Source organism: Erythrobacter sp. KY5 (genome assembly GCF_003264115.1).
Classification (GTDB): Bacteria; Pseudomonadota; Alphaproteobacteria; order Sphingomonadales; family Sphingomonadaceae; genus Erythrobacter.
Map to the genome: position 1 here is coordinate 247033 of NZ_CP021912.1, position 13942 is coordinate 260974.

Annotated in this window: 18 protein-coding genes; 3 read left to right on the forward strand and 15 right to left on the reverse strand. The window is 61.0% G+C overall.

Annotated features, from left to right (window positions below; all coding sequences use genetic code 11):
- Positions 1–34: 34 nt before the first annotated feature.
- The 4 genes from CD351_RS01100 to gluQRS all read right to left on the reverse strand — a co-directional run bounded on the left by CD351_RS01100 (position 35) and on the right by gluQRS (position 2657).
- The gene (locus CD351_RS01100; RefSeq protein ID WP_111990915.1) at positions 35–904 is read right to left on the reverse strand and encodes a 3-hydroxyacyl-CoA dehydrogenase NAD-binding domain-containing protein; all 870 of its coding nucleotides are present in this window, start codon (positions 902–904) and stop codon (positions 35–37) included.
- Between the two features lie 62 nt (positions 905–966).
- On the reverse strand, positions 967–1554 hold the full coding sequence (locus CD351_RS01105) for a cob(I)yrinic acid a,c-diamide adenosyltransferase (RefSeq protein ID WP_111990916.1): 588 nt from the start codon (positions 1552–1554) through the stop codon (positions 967–969).
- An 11-nt stretch (positions 1555–1565) separates the two neighbouring features.
- Positions 1566–1802: an HIG1 domain-containing protein gene (locus CD351_RS01110; protein WP_111990917.1), complete on the reverse strand. Its 237-nt coding sequence runs from the start codon at positions 1800–1802 to the stop codon at positions 1566–1568.
- 24 nt (positions 1803–1826) lie between these two features.
- Positions 1827–2657 carry a tRNA glutamyl-Q(34) synthetase GluQRS gene (gluQRS, locus tag CD351_RS01115; protein WP_111990918.1) on the reverse strand — a complete coding sequence of 277 codons (831 nt, stop codon included), beginning with the start codon at positions 2655–2657 and terminating at the stop codon, positions 1827–1829.
- 169 nt (positions 2658–2826) lie between these two features.
- Between gluQRS and CD351_RS01120 the strand changes: the two genes are divergently transcribed.
- Entirely contained in the window at positions 2827–3420 is a 594-nt protein-coding gene (locus CD351_RS01120) for an HNH endonuclease (RefSeq protein WP_369880817.1), read from the forward strand.
- 59 nt (positions 3421–3479) lie between these two features.
- Here CD351_RS01120 and CD351_RS01125 read toward each other — a convergent pair whose 3' ends face one another.
- A complete protein-coding gene (locus tag CD351_RS01125) occupies positions 3480–4406 on the reverse strand; it encodes a hypothetical protein (protein ID WP_111990920.1) in 927 nt (308 codons plus the stop codon).
- Between the two features lie 68 nt (positions 4407–4474).
- Here CD351_RS01125 and CD351_RS01130 point away from each other — a divergent pair, with 68 nt between their 5' ends.
- Complete coding sequence (locus CD351_RS01130; RefSeq protein WP_111993519.1) at positions 4475–4972, forward strand: Rrf2 family transcriptional regulator; 498 nt, start codon at positions 4475–4477, stop codon at positions 4970–4972.
- A gap of 183 nt (positions 4973–5155) precedes the next feature.
- On the opposite strand, the gene kynU is transcribed toward CD351_RS01130, so the two are convergent.
- The 7 genes from kynU to dksA form a co-directional block, all read right to left on the reverse strand.
- On the reverse strand, positions 5156–6373 hold the full coding sequence (gene kynU / locus CD351_RS01135; protein WP_111990921.1) for a kynureninase: 1218 nt from the start codon (positions 6371–6373) through the stop codon (positions 5156–5158).
- Entirely contained in the window at positions 6366–6998 is a 633-nt protein-coding gene (gene kynB / locus CD351_RS01140) for an arylformamidase (RefSeq protein WP_111990922.1), read from the reverse strand. The genes kynU and kynB overlap by 8 nt, the downstream gene beginning before the upstream one ends.
- Positions 6998–7789, reverse strand: coding sequence for a tryptophan 2,3-dioxygenase (locus CD351_RS01145; RefSeq protein ID WP_111990923.1), 792 nt, complete (start codon positions 7787–7789; stop codon positions 6998–7000). The genes kynB and CD351_RS01145 overlap by 1 nt, the downstream gene beginning before the upstream one ends.
- Positions 7790–7839: 50 nt before the next feature.
- A complete protein-coding gene (locus CD351_RS01150) occupies positions 7840–8295 on the reverse strand; it encodes a DUF4112 domain-containing protein (RefSeq protein ID WP_234027180.1) in 456 nt (151 codons plus the stop codon).
- A gap of 18 nt (positions 8296–8313) precedes the next feature.
- On the reverse strand, positions 8314–9783 hold the full coding sequence (locus tag CD351_RS01155) for an ABC transporter substrate-binding protein (protein WP_234027181.1): 1470 nt from the start codon (positions 9781–9783) through the stop codon (positions 8314–8316).
- A 77-nt stretch (positions 9784–9860) separates the two neighbouring features.
- Positions 9861–10238, reverse strand: a complete 378-nt coding sequence (locus tag CD351_RS01160) for a PilZ domain-containing protein (RefSeq protein ID WP_111990925.1) — start codon at positions 10236–10238, stop codon at positions 9861–9863.
- Between the two features lie 244 nt (positions 10239–10482).
- Positions 10483–10941, reverse strand: a complete 459-nt coding sequence (gene dksA, locus CD351_RS01165) for an RNA polymerase-binding protein DksA (RefSeq protein WP_111990926.1) — start codon at positions 10939–10941, stop codon at positions 10483–10485.
- 322 nt (positions 10942–11263) lie between these two features.
- Here dksA and CD351_RS01170 point away from each other — a divergent pair, with 322 nt between their 5' ends.
- Positions 11264–11590, forward strand: coding sequence for a sel1 repeat family protein (locus tag CD351_RS01170; protein WP_111990927.1), 327 nt, complete (start codon positions 11264–11266; stop codon positions 11588–11590).
- Between the two features lie 18 nt (positions 11591–11608).
- Here CD351_RS01170 and CD351_RS01175 read toward each other — a convergent pair whose 3' ends face one another.
- From CD351_RS01175 to CD351_RS01185, 3 genes are read right to left on the reverse strand one after another with little or no spacing between them, the layout of a single operon-like run.
- Positions 11609–12763, reverse strand: a complete 1155-nt coding sequence (locus tag CD351_RS01175; protein ID WP_111990928.1) for a GNAT family N-acetyltransferase — start codon at positions 12761–12763, stop codon at positions 11609–11611.
- The gene (locus CD351_RS01180; RefSeq protein ID WP_111990929.1) at positions 12760–13488 is read right to left on the reverse strand and encodes a glycerophosphodiester phosphodiesterase family protein; all 729 of its coding nucleotides are present in this window, start codon (positions 13486–13488) and stop codon (positions 12760–12762) included. The genes CD351_RS01175 and CD351_RS01180 overlap by 4 nt, the downstream gene beginning before the upstream one ends.
- On the reverse strand, positions 13485–13940 hold the full coding sequence (locus CD351_RS01185; RefSeq protein WP_111990930.1) for a RidA family protein: 456 nt from the start codon (positions 13938–13940) through the stop codon (positions 13485–13487). Before CD351_RS01185 ends, CD351_RS01180 begins: the two co-directional genes overlap by 4 nt.
- Between the last annotated feature and the right edge of the window lie 2 nt (positions 13941–13942).

Here is a 13942-nt window from a genome sequence, read left to right on the forward strand (position 1 = left end):
TCCGGCTTGGCGACATTTGATCGCCAACCGGGCCTCAGCGCGTGGGGACCGGAGCTTCGCCTGTATAGTCGTAGAAACCGCGCCCCGTCTTGCGACCCAGCCAACCGGCTTCGACATATTTCACCAGCAACGGCGCCGGGCGATACTTGCTGTCGCGGGTCGTCTTGTAGAGCACCTTGATGATGTCGAGGCAGGTGTCGAGCCCGACGAAATCGGCCAGTTGAAGAGGCCCCATCGGATGATTGAGGCCAAGGCGGCAGCCCTTGTCGATATCCTCGATACCCGCAGTCGACTGGCCCAGCACGAAGACCGCCTCGTTGATCATGGGAAGCAGGATACGGTTGACCACAAAGCCCGGCTCATCCTGGCTCAGCACCACCTGCTTGCCAAGCTCTTCGGCAAAGGCGGTGACAGTGTCGGTGGTCGCCTTGGCGGTGGCGAGGCCCGGAATGACCTCGATCAGGCCCATGACCGGAACCGGATTGAAAAAGTGCAGCCCGATGAAGCGCGCGGGGTCGGGCGAGTGGTTCGCCATGCGGGTGATCGGGATCGAGCTTGTGTTCGACGCCATGATCGCATCGTCGCGCAAGACCTTGCCAGCCGCTTCGAAGATCGCGTTCTTGATCTCCTCGCGCTCGGTCGCGGCTTCGATGATGAGATCGGCCTCGGCCATGGGTGAATAGTCGGCGACAGGCGTAATGCGCGACAGCAGCTTTTCTGCCTCGTCAGCTTCGATCTTGCCGCGCCCGGCAAGCTTTACCAATGCCTTTTCGACCTTGCCCTTGCCTCCCTCTGCGGTCGCGAGATCGACATCGGACAACATCACCTGCATTCCGTGCGCTGCCACGGTCTGAGCAATTCCGGTGCCCATTTGACCGGCTCCGATAACGGCGATATTCCGCATGGCATCAATTCCCTTCGCAAGTGCAGCAAAATGCGCTCACTAGCGAGGTTGCGACCCGCTGGCTAGCGATTAGCGCCCGGCACCCATTTGACGTCGTCCGCCCCGTTATCGTTGCAGCAACGGGCAAGCACGAACAGCAGATCCGACAGACGATTGACGTAGGATGCGGCGGCCGGATTGACCGGCTCGACTTCGGCAAGCGCCGTCACAGCGCGCTCTGCCGCACGGGTCGAGGCGCGCGCGACATGCATGCGGGCGGCACCCTCACTTCCGCCGGGAAGGATGAAGCTGGAAAGCGGCTCAAGCTTTTCGTTGAAGTGATCGATCTGTGTCTCGATCCAATCGACCTGGCTCTGCACCACACGCAACACCATTTCGCCCGGCTCGAACCCTTCACCGTCAAGCGCGCCCTTTGGCGTGGCAAGGTCGGCTCCAAGATCGAAGAGGTCGTTTTGAACGCGCAGCAAGGCCTCGCCAATGGGCGTATCGTGTTCGATTGCGGCTAATGCCAGACCTATCGCGCTGTTGGCCTCATCCACCGCGCCAATCGCCGCGATGCGCGCCGAATGCTTGGCGGAGCGCGATCCGTCGATAAGGCCCGTGGTCCCGTCATCGCCGGTGCGCGTGTAAATCTTGTTGAGCTTGACCATAGGCCAGCGGGTTAGCCGCCGCTGGCAAGCAGGGCAATCACCGCGACAACCGCAATGGCCATGGCCTGATACTTGATGCGCGAGAACATCGCCTTGTTCTGCAGCATCTGCATTTCAGTGACGGTTTCAGCTTCGCCGCTTTCGAGATCGATCTTGGTCGTCTTGAGGAAGGCAATGATCCCGCGCACCAGTGACACAACCACCAGGATGCAAAGGACGATGAGAATGGGCACGAGGATATAGTTCATGGCAACTAAATGGGCCGTGTGCCCTCAACTTCCAAGCTCGAAATTGCGCAACCGCACTTGCTCTGCAAGCACGAGACCATCTTCTCCGGCCTTGCGGCGCTCGGCGATTGGGGGCGAACCGCGCCGCTTGGCAAGCTTCGTCCCGTCCTCGGCGAGCACAAGTTCGTGATGGTGCCACGTGGGAACGGGGAGCTTCAGAAGCTCCTGCAAGATGCGGTGTATATGCGTGGTCTCAAGCAAGTCCTCGCCCCGCGTGACCAGCGACACGCCATCGGCGGCATCATCGAGCGTTACCGCCAGATTGTAGCTTGCTGGCAAGTCCTTGCGCACGATGACCACGTCGCCCAGCGCCCTGGGATCGGCAACAACCGAGCCGATTGTTTCGTCCACCCACACAACCTCGCCCACCTCGGCAAGAGCACGTACAACATCGATCCTCAGCGCGGCACCTTCACCGGCTTTCCCTTCGCATGTGTCGCGGCATGAGCCGGGATATTCGACGCCGTCCGAACCAACCCGCTTCGGCAAAGCTGCGATTTCCTTGCGAGTGCAGGTGCAAGGATAGAGGAACCCCCTCTCGACAAGGTCTCTCGCCGCCTCGGCATAGCTGTCAAGCCGGGTCGATTGGGCCGGCACCTCGTCCCATTCCAGCCCAAGCCATTCAAGGTCGCGGCGATATTCATCGGCAAGTTCGGGGCGCGAGCGCGGACCGTCAATGTCCTCTATACGCAAAAGAAATCGACCTTTTGCAGCCTTTGCGATATCGTGCGCGATGATTGCTGAAAAGGCGTGCCCCAGGTGCAAGTGCCCGTTCGGGCTTGGCGCAAAGCGCGTGACAAGAGGCAGTTCGCTCATGTGTCAGCCATGACACAAGCGGGGCGGAACGTCATTTTCTTTCGCTTTTCACAGGTCTTCCACAGGCTGTCCCTGTGGATAGCCACAGTGTCACGACTTTGACTCTTAAAGTTGCCACGGCATGTTCCATTCAATCAGGGAGGAACGCTAACCCGTGTTCAAGAGCGAACTGATCGAAACGGCGGCAAAGTTCCGCAGCGCTGAGGAGGACCCGACACGCAACCTGTCGGCATGCCCGGCGCTGGTCCTCAATGCGGACTACACGCCGCTGTCCTACTATCCCTTGAGCCTGTGGCCCTGGCAAACGGCGATCAAGGCGGTTTTCCTCGACCGGGTCGACATCGTCGAGAGCTACGATCGCGAGGTGCACTCGCCCTCGCTCGACATGAAAATCCCGAGCGTTATCGCGCTGCGCCAATACGTAAAGCAGAGCGAGTTTCCCGCCTTCACGCGCTTCAACGTGTTTTTGCGCGACAAGTTCAGCTGTCAGTATTGCGGTTCAACCGAGAACCTGACCTTCGACCACGTCATTCCGCGCCGGCTTGGCGGAAGGACGACGTGGGAAAACATCATCACCGCCTGCGCACCATGCAATATGAAGAAGGGCGGTCGCACGCCCAAGCAGGCGCATATGCCGGTGAGACGTGTACCGATCCGCCCGACCAGCTGGCAGCTCCAACAGCACGGCAAGCAATTCCCGCCAAACTACCTGCACGAGACATGGCGGGACTGGCTCTATTGGGATATCGAGCTGGAGGCTTAGGCCCAGTCGCAAGTAGCGGACATTCTGCTAGCGACCGCAGTTGAGGACATACGAGAACGTCACTCAGTCATCGGAATTCTACACGAAGACGCGTAGCCCAGCCCGCGCTTGATTGCAGGATAAAGCCTGCCGCTGGCGGCCGCGAGAGTGAGCTCGGTGCGCACAGGGCGCGAGTATTGCGCCTCGACGACCTTGCCTAGCTCCGATGCGCGCAGAACATCGCCGCTCGCAATCGCATCACCAAAGTCGAACGCCAGCGCGTCAGTATCGCTATCCGGCTTGCCCATCAGCGCATTCTGGATCCGCTCGTCAGCCATCCCATCAGCCAGCGCGAAACCGCGCACGATCTCGACGCAGGGTCCGCAGTCCTCCGCCCGGGTCGAACCCAATCGCGCCATGTGGATCATGTCCTTGGGCGCATGAAAGTAGTGGCGTGAGAGGATCATGGCGTGCTGAAACTTCTCGACCGCGAAACCGCCGGCATCCGACAGGTCATCGTAATAGGGTTCCTTGTCGCCCGCGATCTTTTTCATCAGCCTGATAAAGCTCCGCTTGGGCAGCGGTACGGGCGAGACGCGCTGGCGCCCGAGCTGGATCGCGATGGCGATAAGCACAAGCAAGGGCGGGCCGAGCACCCCTGGCGCGTCGCGCCAGAAGATGTCGGGACTGCACATCCCGGTCATCACTTCGTAGATGTGCAGCACACCATGCGCGCCTAGCCACAGCGTACCAGCGAGCGCACTACCCCAGCGCAACGCCGGATTGGCGGCTGCGAACGCAATCATCGCCCCCGACGTGAGATAGGCGATCCCGATATCGCGGATGAAGTGCTGGTTGGCAGGCCCGGTTGCCTTCACGGTGCCGACGAAATCGTACCAGCCGAAGGGGTCGATCAGCATGAATAACCCATTTGACAAGGTGAAGAGCGCGACAAGCATGAGGAGCACTTGCACAAGCCGATCGAGCGCGTCAGGTTTGCCATACATTATCGGATCTCCTATATCCGGATATTTCGTATCCGTTTATAAGAGTGCGGGCAAGAGGATTGTCAATCATGCGGATCAATAAGGGTGTAGAATGGGCGGCCCATGCCTGCGCGCTGCTGGTGCCGCTATGGCCGGACAAGGGGCTGTCGCTCTCAGCCCTCGCCGAATTTCATGACCTGCCGGAGCCCTATATGGCGAAGCAGATGCAGGCGCTGGCCCGTGCGGGGATCGTCAGCGGCGGACGCGGGAGGAGCGGTTTCTACACGCTCGCCCGGCCGCCGAACGACATTACATTGCTCGATATCCTCTTGGCGGTCGATGGCGACGAGCCGATGTTCCGTTGCAGCGAAATCCGCCAGAACGGCCCGTGCGCGAGCAATCCGTCTGAGTGCAAGGTGCCGTGCAATATTGCCGCCGGTTTCTGGCAAGCAGAGGAAGCCTACCGTGCAAGCCTTGCCCGCATCGATCTCGCGTCACTGTCGGGAGCGGTCGCCGCCCAGCTTGGTCCGACGAAGGTCGCTAAGGCAGGCGAATGGATAAGCGCGAACGTGCGGACGCGCGGCTGATCAGATCGCGACCGGCTCGCTGCCGTCGAGCCCTTGGGTGCAGCCACGCGTTTCCGCATCCTTCCCATCGCCGATTTGCGAGACTTGCGCTCGCCCCCAAGACGCGAGGACCGATGAGGGCATCCGATCGTCCTCTCTCCACCCATTTGCAGACATCCCAGTTCGTCCGCTTTTCTTCATTTTTTAGGTCACTGCCGCCCGCTCACTGAACTCATCGCGCCGCCATTCCTCGCTCCCCAGAACCTCGGCCACGTGCCGCGCGGCTTCGGCCATGTCCTCAAACCGCAGGTAGGCAGGCGCAAAGCCGAGGCGCAGGATGTCGGGATCGCGAAAGTCACCGATCACACCGCGCGCGATCAGGGCCTGACAGATGGCGTAGGCTTGTGTGTGACGGAAGGAGAGCTGGCTGCCCCGATCGCTTGAAACCGGTGGGCTCACGAGGTCGAGCGCAATCCCGCGCTCCTTGAGGCATTCGAGGAGGAATTCCGACAGCGCCTGCGACTTTGCGTAAAGCCGCTCGACGCCGATCTCCGCGATCAGGTCCACCCCGACTTCGAGCGCGGTGAGGCCGAGGACGGGCGAGGTGCCGCATTGCAGTTGCTCGATGCCGGGAGCGGCCTCGTAATCGTCGGAGAAAGCAAAGGGACGGGCATGGCCGAACCATCCCGTGAGCGGCTGCCTGAGGTCGGCCAAATGGCGCTCGGCAACAAAAGCGAAGGCAGGCGCACCGGGACCGCCGCACAGATACTTGTACCCGCAGCCGGTGGCGAAATCGGCATTCACGCCGTTGAGGTCGACCGGTATCGCGCCGGTTGAATGCGACAGATCCCACAACACCAGCGCGCCTGCATCATGAGCCGCCTTGGTAAGCGCCGCCATGTCGAAGAGCTCCCCCGACTTGTAATGGGCATGGGTGAGCATGAGCAGCGCAACGTCATCATCAAGGGCGTCGGCAATTTGTTCGCGCGGAGCGAGGCGCCGGGTTGCAAGACCCTGACGCTCAATGCCCTGGATCATGTAAATGTCGGTCGGGAAATTGCCCGGTTCCGATAGTATCACCTTGCGCCCCGGCCTCATGTCGAGCGCGGCTGCGATCAGCTTGAAGAGGTTCGCGCTAACCGTGTCGCAGGCGATGACTTCGTGAGGCTGCGCGCCGATCAGCGGAGCGATCTTTGCCCCCACGCGTGCGCCCAGCTCAAACCAGCCGGCCTCGTTCCAGCTGCGGATCAGTCCCTCACCCCATTCCTGCTCCACTGCGCGCGCCATCGCAGCTGGCGTTGCTTTGGGCAGGCAACCGAGTGAATTGCCGTCGAGATATATCACGCCGTCGGGCACCACGAACCGGTCGCGATAAGCACCCAAGGGGTCAGCGGCGTCGAGTTCGCGCGCGCGGTCAAGCATCGGAGATTTCTCTCAAGATCGCGCGCACAGGCGATGCGTCTCCTGAAACGATGGGGAGCGGGAGCGCGATTAGTTCGTATCGCCCCTCCTCCACATCATCGAGGACCAGACCCTCAAGCACGCGGATATCGTGTTTGAGTACGGCCTTGTGCGCGTCCATCGTCTTGGAGGATTGCGGATCGATCGATGGTCCGTCGATCCCGATCAGCTTCACACCCTGAACGCCAAGCCATTCGATCGTCTCCGCGGCGATTGCGGTGGTGTCATCGACCCACTCATCATGCGGGAAGGTGTCGAACGTGCGGAACAGCACGCGGTCGGCAGAGCCCAAATGCGGCAGATCGCCCACTTCCACCAGCGAACCGACCCCGCGCGCATCGACGACGAAGCATTCTCCCAGATAGGGCTCAAGCCCGACCGACGCGATGTCCGGCCCTTTTGGCGAATAATGCAGCGGCGCATCGGCATGCGCGCCCGAATGGGTGGACAAGGTGAGCGCCGATACATTCACCGGCGAGCCCTCTTCCATCTGCCAGGTTCGCGCCTGTGTGAACGCCGTGTCGCCCGGCCATACCGGAAGCGAAGGGCGCAGCGGCTGCGATATGTCCCAGATCCTGGATGTCATTAGATCGCGGTCCTCACGCTCAAAAGCTCGGGAAAGAATGCCTGTTTCAGCACCCCTTCAAGATAGGGAACACCCGGCGTCCCCCCGGTACCGCGCTTGAAACCGATGATCCGCTCAACCGTTTTCAGATGGCCAAACCGCCATCGCTGAAAGTGGTATTCGAGGTCGACCAGCTTTTCCGCCAGCTCGTAAAGGTCCCAGTGCTCACCCGGATTGCGGTAGATTTCGGCCCACGCCGCCTCGACGGAATGATTGAGCACGTAAGCCTTCGTCGGGTCGCGCTCCAGCACGCCGGCATCAATCGCAAAGCCACGCTTCGCAAGCAGACGGATCGCTGCATCGTAGATGCTCGCTCGGGTCGTCTCGCGCTCCAAACGCTGCGACCAATCCCCGGTCTTTTCATGCAGGCGGATGTGCTTTGCATCACGCGCGCCGAGCATGAATTCCATCATCCGGTATTGGGGCGACTGGAATCCGCTTGATGAGCCCAAATGCGGGCGGATCGTCGAATAATCGTGCGGGGTCATGGTCGAAAGCACGTCCCAGCTTTGAATCAACTGCTCCTGAGCACGCGCCACGCGTGAGAGCATCTTGAAGGCAGGGCGCAGATCATCCGCTTCGATATGTTCACGCGCCAGGGTCAGCTCGTGCAGGCACAGCTTGAGCCACAACTCACCCGATTGGTGAACGATGATGAACAGCATCTCGTCATGCGCGCCCGAAGCCGGGTGCTGACTGTCGAGGATTTTCCCGAGGTCGAGATAGCTCGTATAGTTGACGGTGTCGGACATGACGTACCGCTAGACCATGGCGGTATCGAATGAAACCAGCTGTGAGCGGCTCAGCCCTCGAGAATGCGTGTTTCGGGGTGATGCTTGTCGAGGTGTTTCTTGATGATGCGCAGGTTGCGGGTGTTCGAACGGAAAACAAAATCCGCCGCATCGCCCACCAGCGGAACCAGACCCAGCAAAGTGTCGAATGCGACATTCGTGCCCATGCGCGTCAGTTGCCACTTCGACATGCCAAGATTGCGCGCCTCCCAGACCATATAGGCACCCAGCGCGGTGGTGATGAAATCGCCGATCACCGGGACCAACCCGATCAGCGCATCCAGACCGATGGGGACGTTAACGCCGGGAACGCGAAAACTGCGCTCCAGCAGCAATTCCATAGCTTCCACGCGGGCACGAACCGATGCCGGATCGGTGCCGGTCGGCAACGATGCGCCCATGACCTGCGGGCGCTCTGCGAAAGGGTTGTCCACTACGGGGCGGCGGGGTCCTTCAGGACCGTTCATCGAACTCTCCTTTGCCCCCTATGTGGTGGGTTCAGATAGCGGGAACAAGGGGTGCAGCCCCCATGGGTTCGCCTGATACCCGCTCACCGCGCCGCGCACGAGCGACCAGCGCACCGGCACCCCGAAGGGTATGAATATCTCGGCCGCTACCAATTCGGCATGCGCTTCAGCCAGCAGGGCCTGTTTAGCCGCAGGATCGCGCAATTCCAGCGAATCGCGCACCAGATCGTCGGCAGTCGGAGAGCACAATCCCAATTCAATCGTGCAGTTGAGCTGGTTGAGGAACCAGCGCGGCGAGGAATAGCGCGCCAGCCTGTCGCGCAGTTCCAGATCGCCACCATCGCCCATGCCCACGCGCGTTGCGGTAACGCCAATCGACTGCCAGGCAGCGGCGATCTGGCGAAACAGCAAGTCGCTGCCCGGCCCTCTCGGCAGCCCGACACTGACGCTTGCCTCTTCGCCTGTTGCGGCCTCCCAGGCAGCGATGCGCGCACGTGCGGTCGCCTGTCGCTGCTCAAAGGTCTGATCGTCCCAGCGCGAGGCAGCATAGCGTTGCGGTACGAACAGTTCGGACGGCACGATCCACGTCGTCGACCGCCAGCCGCCAAGGCCAAAGGGTTGAATAAGCGCCGCACGATCAATCGCCATGGAAAGCGCCTCGCGCCGGTCCGGATCGGACAGAACCCCTGCATCGCTGCGGAAAATGAGCCCGAACAGGCCGAGCGCGGGATCAACCTGTACCGTTCCGCGCGAAAGCGGTCCCAGCTGCGCGAGCGGGAAGGTCGCAATCGTCCCGTTGAGAAGCAGATCGACCTCTCCGCTGGTAAAGGCATCAACGGCCTGCTGCCCGCTAAGGGCACGGATCGTCAGGCCGCGCGACAGTTCCTCCCAATCCTCGCGAGCGGGCAGTCCGCGTGCCTCAGGCGGGAGAACGCTGAGGCGCGCCAGCGACGAATCCTCATCGCGGGAGACCACCATGGGTCCGACACCGCTGCCCCGCTTGGTCAAACCCATTTCGGGCTGAGCGAGAAGGCGCAGGAATTCAGGCATCGGGCCTGACAAACGCAGTTCGACGACCCGCCCTGTCATTGCGCGAATTTCCGTGACCTTCGCCAGGTCCAGGCCCAGCGAGGTTCCCTCCAGCTGGTCTATTCTTTCGCGCAGAGCCGTTCGCACGTCCTGCGCTGTCAGTTCCTCTCCATCGGGCCAGTTCGCATCGCGCAGGCGGAAGATATAGCTCAGCCCGTCATCCGTGACGATCCAGCGCTCTGCGATTGCCGGCACCACCTGACCCGCCGGATCGAGCGCGACGAGGCCTTCATTGGTCGCAGCGCGCAAATGCTGGGCGGCGCTCGACAACCGCACGCCCTGCTGGAACAGCGCATTCTCATTTCCGAAGATCGCAACATCGATGGGACCGCGCTCGCCAGCGGGGCCGCAGGATGCAGCGAGAAGCGCTAAAAGAGAAGTGGGGAGGAATCGGTTCACGCCAGCCGGGTTAGCAGCTTGCGCGGTTTGGGTCAGTGTCAAAAGACGGGATAAACCACCCGGCTCTCAGCCAAGGATCAGACCTTGCGAAGGCTTCCGGACCGAGGCGGCGGAGGCGCACGGTGAGCGCGCGACAGAGAGTCCACATCGTGTGTCACCGCGGTCGCCTCTCCGCTCGGTTTGCGCGCGGCTTGCGAATCGATTTCGTTGTCGAAGGCGATGCCAAATCGCTTGTCCTGAACCCAGGCGACCGTTCCGTTGACAGTTCCGACATTGCGCAATTCGACCACGACGCGGTTCCCGCGTGCGACGGCCATCGACCCTTCGCCCATCATGCCACCGTCGGAAAGGTTCCGGACGCGGACGCGGTGCTGCACGTGTTCATTCTCGACGCTCACATTGGCGAGGAGGAAGAGGCTGTCGCGCGAAACGCTCCTTGTCTCGACTCCTGTCATCTGCAGCTTCTCCTAGAGCAAATTCTTTGTATTCGTTGCGTAACCCTACGCGGCAAGCGTGCTTAATCAGCTTCGCCAAGCGTGATCACCCAGCTAGGCCAGTGCGGTAAACGAGCCGTAAAGAATGTTTGGTCAGCCCGATCCAAAATCGGAAGCGTCTCATTCTGACACGAGATTTGTCAGGCCCGGCTACTCGGCGACCGTTGCAATCGGAGTATGCAAGGAGCGGCAAAGCCCCGGCAGGTCAGTCGTCGCGCGAAATTTTTTCGCGGCGCTCGTGCGCTTCCTGCGCTTCGACGGTCATGGTGGCCACCGGGCGTGCGATCAGCCGCTTGAGCCCGATGGGATCGCCGGTCACTTCGCAATATCCATATTCGCCCTGATCGATCCGGCGCAGTGCTGCATCAATCTTGGAGACCAGTTTGCGTTGACGATCGCGGGTGCGCAATTCGATGCCCCAGTCGGTTTCGCTTGATGCGCGGTCGTTGAGGTCGGCTTCGCGGATCGGGCCATCAGCCAGAGATTGCAGCGTTAGTCCCGCAGCAGTGTGGATCGAGCGCTTCCATTCGATCAGCAGCATTTGAAAATAGGCCTGCTGCCGCTCGTTCATGTACTCTTCGTCGTCGCTGGGGACGTAATCCTCTGGAAAAAGACTCTTGGCCTTGTCGAGGATCTTGCTGTCGTCAGAAGCCGCCGCTGCCATCTGGTTCTCTAATCCCAAACCTCTCGCAAAACCTTTCAGGTTTTCTGCGTGAATGTTCCATTGGCCCGCTTGCCTCAAGGCAAGCCTCGTCTCTCGCGGGGCCTATAGGCAAGCTGCCAATTCCCCGCAAGCGGCTTTGCCATACGCCGGTCGATTGCGTGTCGAAAACTGCACAATTGCGGCGCACGGGCTTCATTTCGCGCGAAAAAAAGGGCGGCGGCGTTAACCAATTGTTGACCATGATCCGTGAGGTCTGGGGCTGCACGGTCCGATTGGGGATTGCCTCAAGGGGGAATGGACCGGGGGTTAACGGGGAAATGAGATGAAACTTGAAACGTTCAATGCAGGAGAGTCCCGGTCGCTGGACAGCGGAGCCATCGATCTGACCATCGCCGGATTTCTTGCCGATGCCGCCGCTGGCGATATCGCAGCGCTGTTCAATCTCGGCGTGTCTTATTCGACGGGCAGCAACGGGGTAGAATGCGACCTTGTCGAAGCGCACAAATGGTTCAATCTGGCCGCATCGCGCGGTCATGAGGAAGCCGCCTGGTGCCGCGCTGATGTCTCCGACGAAATGACCGCTCGCGAGATCGCCGAAGCGCAGCGCCGCGCACGCCGCTGGCTATCCGAAGAACGACGCGCCGCCTGATAACTCGCAAAGAAGGGGTCAGTCCCCTTTCTTGAAAGGCGTGCGTCGATCCAGAAACACCTGATCGGTAGAGACGCCTTCGCGCTCTCTTTCGAGGAAATCGGCGACCGCCGCGCGAAATCCGTCATCGACCAGCCAATGCGCTGACCATGTCTTGACCGGCTCGTATCCACGCGCAAGCTTGTGACCGCCCTGAGCGCCCGCTTCCACTCTTGGCAGCCCCCGCTCAATCGCGATGTCGATCGCCTGATAATAACACAGCTCGAAATGCAGGAAGCGCACATCGCGCGCGCACCCCCAATAGCGACCGTAGATCGCATCCGATCCAACAAAATTCAGAGCACCCGCGATCGGCTCGTCGTCATCGTAGGCGAGGATGAGAACCAGTTTCTCGCCCATCCGCTCACCTATCAGAGTGAAGGCCTCGCGCGTGAGGTACGGTGTGCCCCATTTGCGTGCCCCTGTGTCCTGATAGAACACCCAGAACGCGTCCCAGTGATGCTCCTTGATGTCATCGCCCGTCAGCCGATCGATCCGGAGCCCTTCTTGCGCAGCCGCGCGTTCCTTTCGCAGGTTCTTCCGTTTGCGCGAGGCAAGCGCGTTCAGAAAATCGTCGAAGCTGTCATAATCGCGATTAAGCCAATGAAACTGGATATCGCTCCGCATCAGCCATCCGCCGGCCTCAAACAATGGCACCTGTTCGGGTTCGATAAAGGTCGCATGCGCACCTGACAGGCCGTTCTGTTCACACACGACCTGCGCGCCTTTGAGCAAATGCGACGCGAATGCATCGTCGGACAAGAGCAGCCGCGGTCCGTTCGCTGGCGTAAAGGGTGCGGCGATCTGCAGCTTGGGGTAATAGTGCCGCCCCGCCCGGTGCAGCGCATCCGCCCAGGCATGATCAAACACATATTCCCCCTGGCTGTGCCCCTTGGCATAGCTCGGCATGGCCGCCTTCAAGCGGCCTTGCGCATCGGTCGCCACGATAGGAACCGGGTCCCAGCCGGTCCCCTCGCCAACGCTACCGGAATCTTCCAACGCAGTCAGAAATTGATGGCTGACGAAGGGGTTTCTCCGACCGCCCAGCGCGTTCCATTCGTCCGCCTCGAACTCGCCCACACCGGGCGCGAGACGCACAGTCAGTTCACCGGAATCAGCCGCTCCTGCCGTCACGCAAGCCCCTCACCCTCGCTGATAAGGGCATCGACATGAGAAAGCGCATGTTCGCGCAGCTCGGTGCTTCGGACAGTCCAGCTGAGCAAAGGGCGCCCGCTTTCACGCCACAGGGAAGGAATTGCCGAGGGTAGGTCGCGGATATCCATGGCAAGGAAATCGGGGGCCGCGGCCTCTAACGCTCCGGCAGTGCGCCAAGCGCCCAAGAAGCCATGGTCCAACGTATCGGTGCAGACCAAACCGCGCACGGTTTCGGGGGAGTGCCGCGCGAACCATTCGCCTACCCTGAAATCGAAGCTCATCACTGCATGTTCCCCGGCATAATCCTGCAACATCTCGGCGGTGCACACACAGCTACGTTCGACATCGTATTCCGGCCGCGATTTGATTTCGATCAGCAGGGGTACCTTGCCCGCAACCTCTTCGAGCAATGCTGAAAGGCGCAAGGGCCGTTCATCACTGTCCTGAAGACGCAGAGCCTCCAGTTCTTCAGCGTTGAACACTTCAGTCAGGCCGGAGCCATCGGTGAGCCGGCCCAGTTCCCAGTCGTGAAAGACCATCGGCTGCTTATCGAGACTGCGCTGAATGTCGCATTCGATACCCATACCAGCCGCGATCGCCGCCCTTGCAGCGGCAAGCGAATTTTCCGGAACGCCCGGAGAATGCAGTCCGCGATGGGCGTACTCCCACCGGGTCAGCCAGCCGGGAGCTTGGCGGTCGCTCATTGGGTGATGGCGATAACAGCGTCCACTTCGACGGCAGCCCCTAGCGGCAGGACAGGTACGCCGACAGCCGCGCGAGCGTGCCGGCCTTTTTCGCCAAACACTTCGAACATCAGGTCCGATGCGCCATTGGCGACCTTAGGCTGGTCCGTGAAATCGCCCGTCGAATTGACGAATGCGCCCAGCTTCACGACCCGCTCGACCTTTTCGAGCAGGCCCGCTGCCTTGAGCTGCGCAAGGATCATCAATCCGCAGGCGCGCGCTGCGTCCATTCCGCCTTCGAGATCGACATCCTCGCCCAGCCGGCCGGTCACGACCTTGCCATCGACAAATGGGAGCTGGCCGGAAATGTGCACTAAGCCGCCCTGCTCAACCAGTGGAACGTAGCTGGCGACAGGCGCAGCGGCGGCGGGAAGTTCGATGCCGAGTTCGGCAAGACGTGTTTCGATAGACATGT